This is a genomic window from Calothrix sp. PCC 6303 (assembly GCF_000317435.1).
Classification (GTDB): domain Bacteria; phylum Cyanobacteriota; class Cyanobacteriia; order Cyanobacteriales; family Nostocaceae; genus PCC-6303.
Genome location: NC_019751.1, coordinates 2,112,360 through 2,131,088, shown reverse-complemented (window position 1 = coordinate 2,131,088; position 18,729 = coordinate 2,112,360). Strand labels below are relative to the sequence as shown.

Annotated in this window: 14 protein-coding genes and 1 pseudogene; 8 read left to right on the top strand and 7 right to left on the bottom strand. The window is 40.4% G+C overall.

From position 1 onward, the window contains the following. Positions 1-70: 70 nt before the first annotated feature. A complete protein-coding gene (locus CAL6303_RS31415; RefSeq protein ID WP_015197464.1) occupies positions 71-193 on the bottom strand; it encodes a hypothetical protein in 123 nt (40 codons plus the stop codon). A 304-nt stretch (positions 194-497) separates the two neighbouring features. On the opposite strand from CAL6303_RS31415, the pseudogene CAL6303_RS08650 reads away from it, so the two are divergent. Continuing rightward, positions 498-1,677: pseudogene (locus tag CAL6303_RS08650) on the top strand (anion transporter). A 96-nt stretch (positions 1,678-1,773) separates the two neighbouring features. Here the strand turns inward: CAL6303_RS08650 and CAL6303_RS08645 are convergent. Further along, complete coding sequence (locus CAL6303_RS08645) at positions 1,774-3,477, bottom strand: pentapeptide repeat-containing protein (RefSeq protein ID WP_015197463.1); 1,704 nt, start codon at positions 3,475-3,477, stop codon at positions 1,774-1,776. Positions 3,478-3,855: 378 nt separating this feature from the next. Between CAL6303_RS08645 and CAL6303_RS08640 the strand changes: the two genes are divergently transcribed. Both CAL6303_RS08640 and CAL6303_RS08635 read left to right on the top strand, forming a co-directional pair. Next, positions 3,856-4,497, top strand: a complete 642-nt coding sequence (locus tag CAL6303_RS08640) for a hypothetical protein (protein ID WP_051036781.1) — start codon at positions 3,856-3,858, stop codon at positions 4,495-4,497. 48 nt (positions 4,498-4,545) lie between these two features. Continuing rightward, positions 4,546-4,968, top strand: coding sequence for a hypothetical protein (locus CAL6303_RS08635; RefSeq protein WP_015197461.1), 423 nt, complete (start codon positions 4,546-4,548; stop codon positions 4,966-4,968). Positions 4,969-5,102: 134 nt separating this feature from the next. Here the strand turns inward: CAL6303_RS08635 and CAL6303_RS08630 are convergent, their stop codons facing one another. From CAL6303_RS08630 to CAL6303_RS08615, 4 genes are all read right to left on the bottom strand, one after another. Next, on the bottom strand, positions 5,103-6,680 hold the full coding sequence (locus CAL6303_RS08630; RefSeq protein WP_015197460.1) for an NAD(P)H-quinone oxidoreductase subunit 4: 1,578 nt from the start codon (positions 6,678-6,680) through the stop codon (positions 5,103-5,105). A gap of 278 nt (positions 6,681-6,958) precedes the next feature. Further along, a complete protein-coding gene (locus tag CAL6303_RS08625) occupies positions 6,959-9,043 on the bottom strand; it encodes an NAD(P)H-quinone oxidoreductase subunit 5 (protein WP_015197459.1) in 2,085 nt (694 codons plus the stop codon). Between the two features lie 423 nt (positions 9,044-9,466). Beyond that, positions 9,467-9,844, bottom strand: a complete 378-nt coding sequence (locus CAL6303_RS08620; protein ID WP_015197458.1) for a thioredoxin family protein — start codon at positions 9,842-9,844, stop codon at positions 9,467-9,469. A gap of 495 nt (positions 9,845-10,339) precedes the next feature. Further along, on the bottom strand, positions 10,340-11,056 hold the full coding sequence (locus CAL6303_RS08615) for an NnrU family protein (protein ID WP_015197457.1): 717 nt from the start codon (positions 11,054-11,056) through the stop codon (positions 10,340-10,342). 275 nt (positions 11,057-11,331) lie between these two features. On the opposite strand from CAL6303_RS08615, the gene CAL6303_RS08610 reads away from it, so the two are divergent. From CAL6303_RS08610 to CAL6303_RS08595, 4 genes are all read left to right on the top strand, one after another. Then, on the top strand, positions 11,332-12,342 hold the full coding sequence (locus CAL6303_RS08610) for a LysR family transcriptional regulator (protein ID WP_015197456.1): 1,011 nt from the start codon (positions 11,332-11,334) through the stop codon (positions 12,340-12,342). A 237-nt stretch (positions 12,343-12,579) separates the two neighbouring features. Next, entirely contained in the window at positions 12,580-13,917 is a 1,338-nt protein-coding gene (locus CAL6303_RS08605) for a serine/threonine-protein kinase (protein ID WP_015197455.1), read from the top strand. A 28-nt stretch (positions 13,918-13,945) separates the two neighbouring features. After that, the gene (locus tag CAL6303_RS08600) at positions 13,946-15,385 is read left to right on the top strand and encodes an ABC transporter substrate-binding protein (protein WP_015197454.1); all 1,440 of its coding nucleotides are present in this window, start codon (positions 13,946-13,948) and stop codon (positions 15,383-15,385) included. A 99-nt stretch (positions 15,386-15,484) separates the two neighbouring features. Continuing rightward, on the top strand, positions 15,485-16,546 hold the full coding sequence (locus tag CAL6303_RS08595; protein WP_015197453.1) for a PstS family phosphate ABC transporter substrate-binding protein: 1,062 nt from the start codon (positions 15,485-15,487) through the stop codon (positions 16,544-16,546). A 347-nt stretch (positions 16,547-16,893) separates the two neighbouring features. Here the strand turns inward: CAL6303_RS08595 and CAL6303_RS08590 are convergent, their stop codons facing one another. Continuing rightward, entirely contained in the window at positions 16,894-17,613 is a 720-nt protein-coding gene (locus CAL6303_RS08590; protein WP_015197452.1) for a Crp/Fnr family transcriptional regulator, read from the bottom strand. A gap of 309 nt (positions 17,614-17,922) precedes the next feature. Here CAL6303_RS08590 and CAL6303_RS08585 point away from each other — a divergent pair, with 309 nt between their 5' ends. Next, entirely contained in the window at positions 17,923-18,720 is a 798-nt protein-coding gene (locus CAL6303_RS08585; RefSeq protein ID WP_041740362.1) for a DALR anticodon-binding domain-containing protein, read from the top strand. The last annotated feature ends 9 nt before the right edge of the window (positions 18,721-18,729 follow it).

The window sequence follows — 18,729 nt, the reverse complement described above, 5'->3', positions numbered from 1 at the left end:
ACATCTCCCGGAAGAAGTTTATTAGGAGTTTCGATACAGTTAAATCTCATGAAACCCACTGTAATCAAAACTATAATTTGCTACTACGTCCAGTTAACTGTAATTTATCGACAATCGGTAGTGCGGCACGACTTTCTTGTTCATAACTTGACGAAGTTAAATGCTTCGTGAAGTCATCTAGCTTTGGACGCATACAAATCTAACATCTAAATCGGTAATCTAACGAGATGAATCATCTCAGTAATTGATAAAACTTATAGAATACATAGTTTTTGCTTATATATAAACAAAAAAGGTATTTGGTAGATTAGAAGTCTTATCTCGTTATGTAGAAATCCTGTGTTAATAAGAATTCTGGTGATGGGAGTATAAATACTCAAGGAACAAGCTTTTGCAAGTTTTAATTAATTATTTCCGCACCCACTATACCAATTTGATTTAGACTGGCAATCTATCCCAAATTCTTACCGAGAATACCTTACATAAATAAATAATTTGTGATTTTTCACCAGATATTAATCAATTGCCTATTAATTATCACTTACCTGGGTTTAGCCATAGGTTATATACCCTCCTTGAGGATGAATCGTGCCACCATTGCTTTGGTGAGTTCTGGTTTTTTAATTGCTTTGGGTGCTGTCACCTTGGAAGAAGCATGGCAAGCTATTGATGCTACCACCATCCTATTTTTGTTGAGTATGATGATAGTCAATGCTAACTTAAGTTATGCAGGCTTTTTCCCGTGGATTTTATCAGTTTTACTGGGTTTAACGCGCACCCTGTTGGGAATTTTGATAGCTTTAACTTTGAGTAGCGGTATCCTTTCTGCCATTTTTATCAATGACACAGTTGCTTTAATTTTGACACCACTTACTCTCAACCTGACTCAAGCTTTAAACCTGAATCCCATCCCCTATTTATTAGCATTAGTAGCAGCAACCAATATTGCTTCAGTGGCTACTATTAGCGGCAATCCTCAAAATATTTTAATTGGTTCTTTCTCTGGAATTACCTATATTGAGTTTCTCAAATAATTGACACCGATTGCTGTAGCGGGTATGGCAATTCAGATTATTTTATTGTGTCTACTTTATCCAGAAGTGCATTCTTGCAAACCATGTACAGATGTTTCTATTTGTAGTCAACGTATTTATCAACCATTATTTAATAAAACCTTAACTATTACAATTGGTTTGTTAGTGGCTTTTGGCTTGGGTTTTCCTTTAGCTAATTTTGCCTTGGTGGCTGCTAGCTTATTATTAATTACTCGCAGGCTAAAGCCACAGCGGATATTTAGGAAAATTGATTGGAATTTATTGGTGATTTTTTCGAGGCTATTTATACTAACTAAAGTTATTCAAAAGCTAAATATATTACACTTTTATTACTGGGGAAATAAATACATCTGAGGGTTTAATTAGTGTAACTGCTGTTTTATCTAATTTAATTTCTAATGTTCCGGATGTGTTGTTATTAAAGCCGCTGATTGTCCATAGTGATAGTAAATCATGGTTGTTGCTGGCAGCAGCTTCAACTTTGTTTGCTTCTGTAGCTAATTTAATTGTTGCAGAGGCTGCAATTTATTTGGAGTATAAGTTGACTTTTTGGCAGCATTTGCGGTTTGGTTTGCCGTTAACTGTATTAACGTTGATTTTTGCTTATTTATGGATTCATTAATATGCTAGTGAACATCTTGGTTAGGATATACTATTTGTGCAAAAAGGAATAGGTAATAGGCAACAAAATATCAAGATAGGGGTTGGGGATGTGGAATTACAAACCTGAAATGATTGATTGAATGCGTTTAACGCTTTCGCTATCGTTACGTTGGGTATAAATCTGGATTGCTTGGTTAAAAGTTAGTTTAGCTTCGGTATTTTTCTTGAGTTTCAGTAATGAGTTACCCTTGATTTCATAAGCTTCAGCATGTTGAGAATTGCGTTGAATTGCTCGATCACAATCTTTGATGGCATCTTCAAACTTATTGCGTTTAAATCTACTTAAACCACGTTGATAGTATCCATCAATATAATTATTATCTAAATCAATAACTCGGTCGAAATCTCTGGTAGCATCTTTATATTCCCCTATAGCAATTCGAGAAACACCGCGATTAAAAAATGCTTCTGTAAAGCCTTCAGAATTATCAATAGCTAAATTGTAATCTTTCACTGCTGCTGAATAGTTTTTTAATCCAGCTTGAGCAAAACCTCTGATATTGTAAGCAGATGCTAACTTAGAATTAATCCCAATTGCTGTAGATGCTTGGGTAATTGCTGCTTGATATTGTGTTTGTAAGTTAAAAATATTGGCTTTGCCGCTATAAGCTTCGGCATAATTAGAATTTAGACTAATTGCTTTGTCAAAGTCAGTTAAAGCATTTGGATAATCTTGTTGTCTAGTGCGGGTAATTGCGCGATAGTTATAAGTGATAGCAGAATTAGGGTTAATTTCCAAAGCTTTGTTGTAGTCAGCTAAAGCACCTTGGTAATCATCCAGGTAGGTTTTTACTAATCCCCGCTTGGCATAAGCGTCTGTGTATCTGTTACTATTTTCTATGGCTTTATCATAGTATGCGATCGCATTCCGGTAACTCTTCCTATTTAACTGATAATCTCCCCACCGAGTATAATCTTCAGCTTCGGCTACAATCCCGCTGGGTAATGAGGTAAAATTCAGGTTTGCACCCCGTAAATCGGCATTCTGCAAACTTGCACCATCCAAGTTCACTCCGATTAAGTCCGCATTTCGGAAATTTACACCACTCAAGTTAGCATTTCGCAAATCAGCGCTTTCCAATTTAGCGTTACTTAAATCGCTATTTCGTAAATCAGCATAACTTAAATTAGCGTTTCTTAAGTCTGTACCCCGGAAATCAAAGCCAATTAAATTGGCATGACTTAAGTTAATTCTAGTTAAGTTTATACCTCTGAGGTTGACATTTCGCAAATCAATACCACTCAAATCAGCACCACTGAGATTTACTCCACTCAAGTTAACTCTATCAAGTCGAGTACCGCGCATTTTGGCATTACTGAAATTGACTCCATACAAATCTAATCCGCTAAAATCAGCATTAGCCAAATCAGCATTGCTAAAATTGGCATTTCTTAAATCAGCATTCCGAAAGTTAGCACTATTTAAGTTAGCACCGCTGAAATCTGTATTTCGTAAATTAGCTTGATAGAAATCAGCGCGACTCAAATCAGCACTATTTAACTTTGCATCCGACAAATCTGTATTCCTCAAATCGGAACGTTGCAAGTTAGCATTATATAAATCTGCCCGTTTTAAATTTTTCCGACTCAAATCGGCACCACTTAAATCACATCTGGGACATTTATTGGTATCAATTAACTGTTTCACATGTTCCGGTTTTTCTGCATTTACAGGAATTGCTTCCAATAAGGGAGTCAAAATACTGAGAATCAAAAATAATCTGGGAAATATTTGTTTTGGGGTAGCCAGTAATTTCATCTTGCGATCGCATACGTACTTGTGAATAGATGGGGGTGTTGGGAAGTACTACAGTTACGGATGGATTATCGGGTGTTTTTGTTCCAGATGCTTTGAAGCCTAAGGGGAACATGGAGCAAATATATCCTTTGAGAAGGCTTGCATGGGGAGGATTCCAGATCTAAGTTCCCCCTGCCTCTTCTTTTACATTCCACCAGAAAAGTTAAATTAGTTGATGGAGATAGGAGACAGCAAAGCAATATCAGTTCCCACAGCTACTACTTACGCAAGTAACTTATCCAGTCAGTAGTAATATTGGCGACTAATGAATCAAGTTTGCTAAAGTTGACTGATTAACGACACATGTCAGTAATATTCAGTAGTATTTTAGCAATAACCATGACTCTTAAAACACTTAGTTATCCGGCATCTCTAATCAAAAATCCTCTAAAAAGCCTTTTATCATCGGTACTTACAACCACTATCATCCTCACTGGGTTTACAAGTGTTGCAGCCAAACCAGGCAACCAAATATCCACTGCAAAAGCAACTGTATCCCCAGCAGCATCAAAATGGAAGCTATTTACTGCCCCCGATGGTGGTTTTACCGTTTTGATGCCGGGAAATCCCAAAGTGACTAGCCAAACCCAAAAAACATTCATGGGGGAAATAAATCTACAAGTTTTTGTGGCTCAACCTCCCAAACAAGAGGTTGCCTATGTGGTTGCTTTTAATGACTTTCCTGATAGTTACGGGAAGATGGCTAATCCTGATGAAGTGCTAAAAAATGCTCAAGCTATGGCATTAAAAACAACCCAAAGTAATCTCATCAGCGAACGTAGTATTCGTAGTTCTAATGGGCAGCCAGGAAGGGAAATTGAGTATATAAATCGTGGTGGCAAGATTACTAAAAGTAGAATGTATTTTGCCGAGGGACGGTTATATCAGGTAATGGTAATTACAACTAAAAGACAGCAGAAATACTTGGTTAAAAGTATTGCCGGATATTTAAATTCTTTTAACGTTGTCTTAAGAAAATAACAATTTTTCTAACTTTAAGTTAGTATTTTTATTATTCGAGAGAAATTTATGATGCCACGTCTCAATCAATTGTTTGTTGCTGCGGGTATTAGTTTGTTAGCGCTAACTGGATGCAATGGTGCTGAACAATCTCCTACAACATCCACCACCAGCGCTAGTCCTGTTTCTAATGCTGCCTCTACAGATGGCAAATCAAGTTATGGAAGTTTACTGGCAGTTGTTTCCAAAACAAAGACAGCTGTAGATGCTGGTGATTTCCCAACTGCTAAGAAAGAATTTGATGAATTTGAAGAATCTTGGAGCACAGTTGAAGACGGGATCAAAGCAAAGTCATCTAAAAGCTACGATTTAATTGAAGAAAATGCAGATGAGGTGAATGATCTTCTTAAAGAACCAAAACCAGTGAAGGCAAAACTTACGACAGCTTTACAGTCTTTGGAAAGCAATATTAAAGCTGCTCCTCAGCCTTAATATTTGTGTTTGATTGCAATTTGAGATCGGTAATCAAAAATTTCCAATAGACAGAAATGGAGACGCGATATCATAAAGGTAGGTACCTATAGTGATCGCATCTCCATTTAAAGTATGTAAATAGAAATTTTTAACTATTCCACACCAATTAAAGGTGCATTCAAAGAAGCTGCTGGTGTAACTTGATGTTCAGCTAATGCGGGTACTGAATCGCGCAACCTTGCTGTTAGTTGTAAGGTTGTGGAGTCATACATTTGGGTTAATAGCTTGGGATATAAACCAATGCCGATGATTGGAATCAATAAACAAGCAACAATGAAGATTTCACGCGGTTCAGCATCAACTAATTTTTGGTGAGATACTAATTCTGCGTTTTCTTCACCGTAGAAAATTTCTCGTAACATTGACAGTAAATAAATTGGAGTTAAAATGACTCCAACTGCCATGAGAAACACGGTAATGACTTTAAATGTTGGGCTGTAAGCATCGCTAGTAGAGAAGCCAACAAATATCATTAACTCTGCCACAAAACCGCTCATCCCTGGCAATGCTAGTGATGCCATTGAACAGGTGGTAAACATGGCGAAAATTTTACTCATCTTTTTACCGACACCACCCATTTCATCTAACATGAGGGTATGTGTTCGGTCGTAGGTTGCCCCCACTAAGAAGAATAAACTGGCACCAATTAAGCCGTGGGAAACCATTTGTAGCACTGCCCCACTCAAGCCTAATTCCGTAAACGAGGCAATACCAATGAGGACAAAGCCCATGTGGGAGATGGAAGAATAGGCAATTTTCCGCTTCAGGTTGCGCTGGGCAAATGATGTCAGGGCAGCGTAGATGATATTGACTACCCCCAACACCACCAGTACAGGCGCAAAATAAGCGTGGGCATCGGGCAGCATTTGGGCATTCATGCGAATTAGGGCATATCCACCCATTTTCAGCAAAATTCCCGCCAACAGCATGTGTACGGGCGCTGTAGCCTCACCGTGGGCATCAGGTAGCCAGGTATGGAGGGGGATAATTGGTAATTTGACGGCGTATGCAATGAGGAATGCCGCATACATCAGGAGTTGGAAGTTAAAAGCGTAATCCTTGAGGGCAAGCGATCGCATGTCGAATGTAACGGTATCGCCGTAGAAGCCCATTGTCAAGGCAGCTAGTAAGATAAACAGCGAACCACCTGCTGTATAAAGGATAAACTTGGTTGCTGCATATTGACGCTTTTTACCGCCCCAAATTGACAGCAAAATGTAGATGGGTACTAGTTCCAGTTCCCATACCAAGAAAAACAACAGCATGTCCTGAACTGCGAACACGGCAATTTGTCCGCCGTACATCACCAATATGAGAAAATAGAATAACTTTGGTTTCAGTGTAACGGGCCAAGCTGCCAGTATTGCCAGGGTGGTAATAAATCCTGTCAAAATTATTAGGGGCATGGATAAACCATCTGCCCCTACCGACCAATTTAAATCTAGTTGGGGTACCCAAGAGTAACTTTCAACTAGTTGTAAATCAGGGTTAGAAAAATCGTACCCAGTGTAAAATGCCCAAATAATGATTGCAAAGTCAACTAGCCCCACAACGAGGGAATACCAGCGAACTGTTTTACCATCTTTATCTGGGATGATGGGGAGTAGTAGCGCTGCTACTACTGGCAAAAGAATAATCGTCGTCAGCCACGGGAAATTAGCTGTATTCATCGGAGTATTTTAGTAACGAATAATGAAGTTCGGCTATCATCCACTAGCCTATTTAGTAGCAGTTTCTGGTAGATTTGGTCAGTTTTGTTATCTTGATTTAAGAAAAATTAAGAAACGTCAAGAGACTAAACTCAAGCAATGGGAATTTAGTTAATTATTGTTAATTATTTTGATGATTTGTAGATTCCCGACTTACTACAACAGTCGGGAATCTTCATAATCTGTAAAGTCTGCCACAGGCATCCGACCATGGCAAGCTTTACGTCAATCAACAAAAATTAGGTGACACCAAAGATAATTGTCAAACCTAAAACTGCGCCAAAGATGATTAGGGCATAGAATTGGGCGCGACCATTTTCCAGGTATTTGAGACCTTCACCACTAATGAGGGTAAAGAAACCTGTGAGGTTAACAGCACCATCAACAACCCGGAAATCCACTTCCAGAACTTGACGGGCAAGACGACGTAAGCCTAACACAAAGACTTTGTGATAGATATCATCGAAATACCATTTGTTCAAAGAGAGATTGTATAGTGGTTTGATTTGGGATGCGATCGCATTCGGGTCAATCTTCCGCATTAAATACATCAACGAAGCCAAAGTAATCCCAATTAAGGAAATACCCACCGAACTACCCGCCATCAAATAAAATTCGTTGGGGTTAAATTCAGCAGCTTTTTCGGCTATCTCCGCCAAAGATTCGCTAGGGGAATGGACAAATTCTTCAAAGTAATTGGCAAAGGGTGTTCCCAATAAACCAATTGCCATGGAAGGAATTGCCAAAACCGCCAAGGGGAAAGTCATTGTCCATGGCGATTCATGGGGTTCATCAGCATGATGTCCATGATCGTCATGTCCAGCAGCAGTTGCAGCCAATTCGCCATGTTTCATGGCACCGGGACCAAAATTCGGCGCTGGTGTTTCAGCTTCGATTAAGACGGTAGCAGCAGCTTGCAGCTTTTTAATGATTTTTTCATCTTTACCCCGGAATTTCCCTTCAAAAGTGGAGAAGTACATCCGGAACATATAAAAAGCGGTAATTCCAGCGGTGGTATAACCAACAAACCACAACAAAGGGTTAGCCGCAAACGCTGCACCGAGAATCTCATCTTTCGACCAGAAACCAGCAAAGGGAGGAATCCCTGAAATTGCCAAACAACCAATTAAAAAGGTAAAACCTGTAACTGGCATATATTTCCGCAATCCACCCATCAACCGCATATCTTGGGCTAGTGCTGGATTATGTCCCACAACCCCTTCCATGCCGTGAATCACAGAACCGGAACCCAAAAATAACATTGCCTTAAAATAAGCATGGGTCATCAGGTGGAAAAGTCCAGCACTATAGGCACCAACTCCCATTGCCATCACCATATAACCCAGTTGGGAAATGGTGGAATAAGCCAAACCTTTTTTAATATCGTTTTGGGTAATAGCAATTGTTGCTCCCAAAAAGGCTGTAAATGCTCCAGTGTAGGCAATTACATTCATTGCCGCTGGTACATTTTCAAATACCGGATACATCCGGGCAATCAAAAACACCCCAGCTGCCACCATTGTCGCAGCGTGAATCAATGCTGAAATTGGGGTTGGACCCTCCATCGCATCGGGTAGCCAGACATGCAAGGGGAATTGGGCAGATTTCGCAACAGGACCCAAGAAAACCAAAATGGCGAATAGAATGGCGAGAAAATTGCTGATAGAACCGTTTGCCACTAGTTCCGCCAATCTTTCTCCCATCACCCCAAATTCAAAGCTTCCTGTTGCCCAGAACAGCCCCAAAATGCCTAATAGTAAACCAAAGTCTCCTACACGGTTGGTGACAAAAGCTTTTTGACAGGCATCAGCAGCCGATTTGCGATCATACCAAAAGCCCACCAACAGGTAGGAACACATCCCTACCAATTCCCAAAATATATAAATTTGTACCAAATTTGGACTTATGACTAAGCCCAACATTGAGGATCCAAATAGACTGAGATAGGCATAGAATCTGACGTAACCAGGATCATGAGCCATGTAGCCGTCAGTATATATCATGACTAGGGTCGCCACAGTTGTCACAACCACCAGCATCATCGCTGTGAGGTGATCAATTGTATAGCCCATATTCAGATGAAAGCTACCTGCCGATGCCCATTCAAAGATCCGCGTGTAGGTTGCATGTCCTTGGATTTGGCTCCATAAAATTGCAATCGACAGCCCCATTGCTGCACTCATGAGCAAGATAATTAAGGCGGAATTGAGCTGCCGCAGGCGGTTAGTTGCCTGATTTAACGAGATTAATCCTAGCCCAACCAGCATTGCCCCAAGTAGCGGCAGCACCGGAATTAGCCAGGCATATTGATAGATTACTTCCATCACTGAACGCCTACTTCTAAGTTTTTTGATTGATTTGTCGGAACCGCTAACAATTGTGACACACACTTCCTAACATAAAATACCCCACCTGATACTAGTCAGGCGGGGTAATTAAGTTAAGCTTTAGATTTTAACACCAAGTCCTTGGTTAGATGTTCTGAATACCCTCTGGGTACACAGGACAGCTTGAAGATGGCTAACTGTGGGCTGAGTTGGTTCCTGTTGATTAGCATCCCTATCAGTATCTCGAAAATAGGTTGCTTAAATTTTGACCAAAAATAGATTGGGTACACTGAGAATTAGCCTCAGAACAAATCACTCTCCTTCTAAGTTAGCTCAGAATCAGCCCATCAAACGATAAATATCGTAGGGTTTGCTGAAAAAATCTGATGCGGGGAAATGGTTCGTCAGCTTCGTGCGTTGTTATTTTCTGACGCTAGCTGCCTCTGATGTAGTATAGCTTTTGGCAAATTTGGTATAGGAGTTTCTAATTTCTGCGAGGGCTGAATTTAAATCATCACGTCCGCGAAATCCTTCTAAACGTTGTTTAACTGCACCGTTCTCGATCAGAATTAAGGTTGGTAATGATTTTAGTCGGTAGGTGTTAGCCAGCTTAAAATTATCATCGGCATTGATTCTAACCAGCTTAACCTCTCCATCGCATTGAGCTTGAAACTGCAATAGCAACGGATGAATAATTCGGCACAAACCACACCAAGGTGCTTCAAAGTTGACCAAAACGGGAACAGGAGACTGTAAAACTTCTTGATTAAATGTTCTATCGTTAACCAACAACACCATGACGCCTCTGTATTTAATATGGTTTTTATATTATTAATTGAGCTATCTTCGGGGATGCGAATTTAGGGGTTATCTCATCTGAAAATGCTATGGACAGTTGATAATTAACTGTTCACAGAAATGATGGGAGATTTATCTAGAAGTTTTGAAAGTTACCTAGAAGATAAATGGTCAAGATAGAAAATAGAAATACGTCAATATTTCCACTCTGATTTGGCATTTGGTGTCAAGTTGCACCTTATTTATGAGAATCATTTGAAATCTTGACATTTGGAGATCACGATTTTAAAGCCGGGATGCTGTCAGCAGGAAGCTAGCTAATCTGGCTTTTGATGTTAATCGTTAATCATAAGATCAAGTTGCAAACTGAGTATCTGCACCCCCGAATGATTAGCTACACCAGTCTATATTACATCCATTTGGTAGCAATTGATAATAATGATCCCCTCTTTATTTCTTAAGTAAGCCATATAGTCAAGAATCGCTGTGTCAGGACTAAAATTGTATCCTACTAGTTGACGAAATTAGCAGAGGGTGCAGCCACCAAAACACCAGTACAAATATGGTGACTCCCAAATAAGCAGGACGAATAAATTCTTGCCATTTCAATGATTGGCGACCATCAATGACGGCGAGAAAGGGGATAATGCTAGTATGCTGTTTGACTTCGGTAAAAGCGTCACCATAGCGCTGATATAGCCGACGATCTCCATGCCATACTCCAAATGTATGGTGCAAAATCAATCCGAGGGAAGTAACTAAGGTGAAAGTTGTACCTAACCAAAGTGTATGGGCAATACACCAAATTACCTGTCCCACCATTTGAGGATGACGGGTAATGCGAATGATCCCAGTTGCATACAAATTAACTTGGGGCTTTTGAATGGCTGCAATTTCTAGTAGATTGAATGTGGCAGGATACAAAAATAAAAACGAAATTGCTGAAAATACCCAAACTAGGTTTTGGATTCCAGGTATACTTTGTGCTTGCCAAAGCTGCAAACCATCGTAGCGGTGGTTAAAAAAGTAGATAATTAAAATCGTAGCTAAAGGTAAGCTGACCAAGGCGAAAAAAACACGGTACAGTCTTGCACCAATTTTTTTTTCTGCCCAAGGACGTAAAGCTGCTCCCCCGCTATGAGCGATCGCAAAAATAATTTGTAACCCTAGCATGACAAAATGACTAGGAGTTAACCAAGTTGGCAGCATCATAGTAAAATACATATCCAAAAAATAATCTACCCAAAAATACGTGAAGTAAGAATCACGAAAACTCAATCCCAGTACAAAAAATATCACAAAGTCCACAAAAGGAGGCTTTACTCAAGATGTTGCTTTACTATCTACTCCCATTTCAGTTTCCAATATTAAATCACCTTTAGTTGAGTCTCAGTTGAAGATGCAATGCTTCCCACTGTGCCAAAATCAACTGACACAGATATTTCCATTGCAATACTGCTCCGTTCAGAGTTTGTAGGTTGAGCCTTATGTCTGACCTTCCTTTTACTTTAGATCAGTTACGCATCCTGAAAGCGATCGCCGCAGAAGGGAGTTTTAAGCGTGCTGCTGATAGTCTTTATGTGTCCCAACCTGCTGTGAGTTTGCAAGTGCAAAACTTAGAGCGACAGTTGGATGTTCCCTTGTTTGATCGTGGTGGACGACGTGCTCAATTAACTGAAGCTGGTCATTTATTGCTAAATTATGGCGAAAAAATTCTCAGTTTATGTCAAGAAACCTGTCGCGCTGTTGAGGATTTACAAAACCTCCAAGGAGGTACTTTAATTGTTGGTGCTTCCCAAACCACGGGTACCTATTTGTTACCCCGGATGATTGGGATGTTTCGCCAAAAATACCCGGATGTGGCTTGCCAACTACATGTCCACTCTACCCGTCGTACAGCCTGGAGTGTGGCAAATGGACAGGTGGATTTGGCAATTATTGGTGGTGAAATACCTGGTGAATTGTCGGAATCACTGGAAATCGTTCCCTATGCGGAGGACGAATTAGTACTGATTTTACCTACTAACCATCCCTTCGCCAAACTGGAAACGATTCAAAGAGAAGATTTATATAAACTCCAATTTATCTCCCTGGATTCCCAATCTACAATTCGCAAGGTAATTGATCAGGTATTAACCCGCTGTGACATTGATGCGAGACGTTTTCGAGTGGAAATGGAATTAAACTCCATTGAGGCAATTAAAAATGCTGTTCAATCGGGTTTAGGTGCCGCTTTTGTCTCCACTTCTGCTATTACCAAAGAGCTACAAATGGGATTTCTCCATAGTGCAGCTATTGAAGGGGTGGTGGTGAAACGGACTTTGTGGCTAATTTATAATCCTAACCGCTACCGCTCTAAAGCGGCTGAGGCTTTTAGTCGTGAGATTTTACCACAGTTTGCGACTCCTGGATGGAATCAAGATGTGTTAAAATCGGCACCTAGGGAACTAGTGGTAAACGGTTTAAATGCTGATATATCTGGTGCGGAAAAAGAATAATCAAAATTGTCTGTTGTCAACAGTCAACTTCTCGATATTGAAGAGGATGTGGGGATAATCTGGTAGAATCTTGGCGCTAGACGCAGCAGCATATCGCTGGGAAAATCTTCATAATTGAAGTCAGGGGGTTTCAATTTGTCTATTTTCCGCGACATCTGCTTTGTGTTTGGTCAAAACTCTTCGCGTCTGATGATTTCCACCATTGGCTTTTGACTTCGGACTAGTTTAACTAACATTATGGAAGTTTACTGCACTCGTCCCCAATGTCCCCGCCCACAAAATAATTTCCAGGATCTTGATGACAATACAACCCTGCGACATATTTCGCAAAAGTATTGTACCAGTTGTGGAATGCCGCTATTTTTGGCGGGGCGTTATATACCAACAAAATTACTGGGTAAAGGTGGATTTGGTGCAGCTTTTTTGGCACGCGATCGCTATACCCCAGGAATGAAGAAATGTGTTGTCAAACAATTTCAACCCGCAGTCACTTTATCACCAGATCAGTTGCAGTTAGCGCAAAATTTGTTTGAGCGAGAAGCTACTGTTTTAGAGGAAATTGGCGCTCAACATGACCAAATACCCGAATTATTCGCCTATTTTCCCGTTAGTGTCGAAAGTTCTCCACCAGGACACAAAGATCAGTTTTTTTACTTGGTTCAAGAATATATTGATGGGCAAAATCTGGAAGAAGAGTTTGCTCAAAATGGGAACTTCTCGGAGTCGGAAGCAGTAGAAGTATTGCGGGAAGTTCTCAAAGTACTGGAATTTGTTCACTTTAAGAATATTATCCACCGCGATATTAAGCCATCAAATATTATGCGCGATCGCACGGGAAAGTTATATCTCCTGGATTTTGGTGCTGTCAAACAAGTTACAAATTCCCCCAGTCTTTCTTCTACCCCCTCCACTGGGATTTATTCCCTAGGATTTGCCCCACCAGAACAAATGGCAGGTGGTCAGGTTTTTCCATCGACAGATTTGTATGCATTGGGTGTTACGATTATTACATTAATGTCAGGAAAACCAGCTAACGAACTATTTGACTCTGGTGACAATGAATTCAAATGGCGATCGCATGTCAAGATCAAGCCTCGTCTAGCCGATATTCTGGACAAAATGTTATTATCAGCAGCCAATCAACGCTTTCAGTCAGCGGCTGAAGTTTTGCGTGCGCTGGATAATTCTGCTACACCAACTGCACAATCATCACAATCCAAGATTCAGCCCTTTTCAACAGTGGAAATGTTGACAGGAGCGGCTTTTTGTGGATTTCAAGGTGGACTAATTGCCATTGTCCTTTTTAGCCTGCTGAAATCAGCCGTCCCAGCAGTTGTCATTGCCTCGCTGATCACAGTTGTGTTGGTAATTCTCCAAAGACAACGAATTGTTGATGGTTCAGACCTACTAATTATTCCGGGGATCACCTTCGGAATTATACTTTTTATCCCCCTACTGCATGGTTCTATTACAATTCCCACAGTTATTTTGGTTGCAGTTGCAGCCGCATTAGTCGCCATTGCCATTACATCACTATTTCGCCTGATATATAACTTGCTATCACAAATACTCTAATTTTCATTTCAGGAGTCAGAATTCGATTATGTCGCAGAAGAAAGAAACAACAATTCTGCTTTTAGCTTTATTGATTACTTTAGGTTTAATTGGTATTGGTTTTTGGATATTTAATTTGACTTCTGGTAAAAATTCAGAGGGAGGTTATGATCGTCAGCTTAGGAGAGGTGATATTGCCGCCAACACAGAAGTTCAAAAACCTCCAATAAGTTTCAATAAGAACAATAATAGAATTAGTTTTGGTGAGACTATTTTCACCCCTGGAGAGCCAGAAAACTCAAAAAAGAAAGGATTTCAAGCCCTCAAAGAGCAAAATTATGACCAAGCAATTACCGACTTATCAGCAGCAATCAAAGCCAAACCCAATGATCCCGAAACCTTGATTGCTTTGAATAATGCCAAAATCAAAGCAGGGGAAAATTATGGGATTGCAGTTGCAGTTCCCTTCTCCACAGAACCCAATGTTGCTTTGGAAGTGCTGCGGGGAGTAGCCCAGGCACAAAATGACATTAACGCCAAAGGTGGGATTAAAGGTACTTTGTTGAAAATAGCGATCGCTAACGACGATGATAACCCTCAGATTGCCAAAACTCTAGCTGCCGACCTAGCTAAAAACAAAGATATATTAGGAGTTGTAGGTCATTTTTCCAGCGATGTGACACTAGCCGCTGGAGAGATTTACAAATCTGAGCAATTGGTTGCTATATCCGCAGTTAGCACCTCAGTTGAGATTTCCAAGCAGAAAAATCCCTACGTTTTCCGCACCGTTCCCAGTGACTTTATCGCTGCTAGAGCATTAGCGAACCACATGGCAACAAAACTTCAGAAAAAAAATGTTGCCGTATTCTTCAATTCTGCCAGTAATTACAGTCAATCCCTAAAATCAGAATTTGTTTCCTCAGTATCCCTAGAAGGTGGACAGGTATCAGGGGAATTTGATTTTTCTCAACCAGATTTTAGTGCAGCTAAAAGCCTCGAACAAGCAGCAAGGCAAGGTGCAGAAGTAATTATGCTGGCTAGTAACGTTAGCACCCTTGATAAAGCTTTACAGGTTGTGCAGGTAAATCAGAAAAAACTACCTATCTTAGCCGGAGATGATATGTACTCCCTCAAAACCCTAGAAATAAGTAAGCAACAAGCCGAAGGTATGGTGGTAGCGATTCCTTGGCATATTGATGGGAATGCCAAATCCGAATTTCCTCAAGTATCTCGGCAATTATGGGGTGCTGATGTAAATTGGCGAACAGCTTTAGCATATGATGCTACCCGTGCTTTAATTGCAGCTTTAGAACTTGAACCCAGTCGCACCGGAATTCAAAAAAGCCTTTCTTCAACTGAATTTTCAACTACAGGTGCTTCTGGCACAATTAGGTTCCTGCCATCAGGGGATCGAAATGCTTCAGTACAACTAGTCAGGGTTGCACCGGGAACCCGTTCTGGTACTGGCTTTGATTTTATTCCTAACTGAAGATTAGACAAAAACAGGGAAATATTGGAAATTGTTATCTACCATCTCATGCTCTGACTAGATTTCAACAATTACGACTCTAAACCACCCATATCACTTATGACTAAAAAAAACGAAACTGTAATTCTAGTTTCATCTTTGGCGATGACATTAGCATTGGTGGGTGGTGTTTACTTTTGGGTTTCCCAAACTACTAGTGTTCCTAATATTTTGCACTCTGGCAACAAAACTGACAACCAAACTGATATTGAGAAGCCAAATCCAAGCGATTCCTCAACGTTCGCCAAAGTTAGCAATGTTCCCTCTGGCTTATTTCGCTATGGAGGTAGTACCACTTGGGCACCAATTCGGGCTGAAGTAGACTCAATTATCAAAGCTGTATACCCTCAGTTTGGATTAATCTATACCGCTCCTGTTACAGGTACTCCAGGAACAGATACCGGGATTAGAATGTTGATTGATAACCAATTAGTTTTTTCCCAAGCATCTCGTTCATTACAAGCAGAAGAATATCAACAGGCACAACAAAAAGGCTTTACTCTGAAAGAAATTCCAGTTGCAGTCGATGGAATAGCGGTTGCAGTTCATCCTAATTTAGATATACCTGGCTTAACACTTGCCCAACTTAGGGATATTTACACAGGTAAACTGACAAACTGGAATCAACTAGGTAGTAAGAAAAATCTGCCAATAGTTGCTTATTCTCGCAGCATTGAAGATGGGGGTACAGTGGAATTCTTCGTTAAAAACGTCTTGGGAAAGGAAAAATTGACTAAAAATATTCAATTTACCTCCGACACAACCGAAGCTTTACGAAATATTAGTAAAAAATCTGGCGGTATCTACTACGCTTCAGCGCCTGAGATCGTTGGGCAATGTGGGGTAAAACCTTTACCCGTAGGACGCAAACCGGATAAATTAATCCCGCCCTATCAAGAACCGTTTGTACCGTTAAGCGAATGCCCCAAAAAACGGAATCAAGTTAATATACAGGCTTTTCAAAGCCAAGAAAACCAATATCCAATCACTCGGCAGCTATTTGTCATCATTAAACAAAATGCTCAAACAGAGCAGCAGGCTGGAGAAGCCTATGCTAATTTGCTTCTTACCAATCAAGGACAAGAATTGATCACAAAAGCCGGATTTGTTCGGATTAAATAGTAGTTGAATTGCTCACATACTGACTGGGCTGAAGTGATTCCTCAATGTTCAACTCAGCCCATACCTTTAGGCAAACACCAGGGCTGCGTTGTCTTATTTACTCAGAACATTCATCCTCCCAGAAGAACATTCTAGTAAAAGCGACTAATGGAACATTGAGGTCATCCAGTTTTAGTTCACACTCAACATCAACAATCTGCTTGTGATAGCCAAGCAAGATGATTAAATTGAGCGACAATTTTGTTTGATTTAGTTTGTTGTTTGACCTTTTTGCTGGGACAGGAGTCAGGAATACGTTGATCCGGGCAAGATAAATCGATATTCGCTGACACCTGCTGCAAACTATTTTAGCCAGCTCGGTTAATTGAATCTGCTGGCAAGCAAATTAAATTATCACCTTGGGTCAAAATTAAACCACGTTGGCGTAGTTTACCCATCAAGCGAGTTACGGTGACGCGAGTCGAACCGATCGCACTACCAATTTGGGCATGGGTGAGGGGGAAGGGCAAACAATAGCCACGGATTACATCAGGATCAGTATCGCTCATAGCGGGTTCGCCATATTCCTCAATCAACAAGGTGAGGAATCCAAGTAACCTATCAATGGTGCGGCGTTGTCCCAGAGCGCTCAACCACAAAAGCTTGCGCTGGTGTTGGTATCTGAACGCGTCCATGACTTCACGGCGAAAATGGGGCCAGTTATCTAGGTCGTGCCAGTACATCCACAACACCGCAGTTTGATCAACGTGGGCGTAAGCTTGGAGTGTGAAAGGCGACTGAGCAACTATTTCAAATGGCTGTCCGGCACCCACAAATCCCAAGAAGGCTTCTTCTGGGGTTCTGTTTATGCGTCTAGATGTTAACTGACTGGCAGTTGCGCTGACTTGGGCTGTGCCCACCATCCGAATCGCACCTCTTTGCACGAGATAAAGCAATCCAGGACGGGCTGGAACGCGTTCATCTTTGCTGAAAGTACGACAACGATAGTGTTCTTGAGCCCAGTCAAGAATACGTTGCCAAGTTAAGAAAGGACGTGATGCCTCGGAAAAGGAGGATGGAGATTGCATAGGTAACAAAAAACGTTCGGCTGAAGACAAAGACGTCAAAAAAAGTGCAAGGAGTGTCTTTGTGTTGGCGGGTCAGGCTTAACACCTAACGATGCCAGCCATCTAAAAAAAAGGTAAGAACTAAAGCCTTACTCTTCTGTTATACATTCTACTGTACTATGAGATGTGATAGAAAATACCGAGTTTTACCAAAGTTTATGTAATTATTATTTTTCTCTGCCAAAGATAAAGTTATGTCGAAAGATAGATGACAGAAATACAGCATGTTTGGTAGTTTTGCCGCTGTTACTCAGAGATTAAATGCATAAAATGCTACTAGTGAGCAAATATACGGCGATTAAACGGTTAATACATGGTTATTTAGTAGCTACTTTGAGTATTTATACTAAAGATCAAAATTTGAGTTTTAGTGAAATAGAAGAGATTCCTTTGTACAAAACCAGAGAAAATTGTAAAGTTTTGTATATTTCCGGAGTTGCTCTGAAACTCTCAAAGGTCTTCAAGTGTGACATTTCCATTATTTGTAGTCAAATCGTTTCTCATTTTTCTGTAAACTACAGTGAAAACTATCAAGTGGGTGTTGTATCTCCAGGTTGGATCCATATCCGAGTGTCTGATGCGATCGCGTCCACCTGTTTACAAAGTATTATCGATACCGGGAGTGAACAAAAGAACTCCATCATCTCAATTCCTAATTTATCTGAGAAGTTATTTATTGCCCAATATGCCCATGCGCGTTGTTGCTCATTGTTACAGTTAGCTGTGCGTGAGGGATTTAAACAACCGCAGCAGATACCCTGGTTAGATGATAATCGAATGTGTTTGACACATCCAGCTTGCCAAAACCTGATTGGTGAATTAATCCAAGTTGTCGATCAATTAGTCTGTTGTAGTAATCTGGATTTGAGATATTACGAAAAATCTTGTGTTGCTTTATCTAAAGCTTTTGACAGTTTTTGGAGTCAATGTTCAATTTGGGGTGAGAGACAACAACCAAAATCAGCACAGTTAATTCAAGCCAAACTAGGATTAGTAATGGCAACCCAATTGATATTGAAATATCTGCTGGAAGAAAAACTAACTATTTATGCTCCCCAAGAGCTATAAATTAACAAA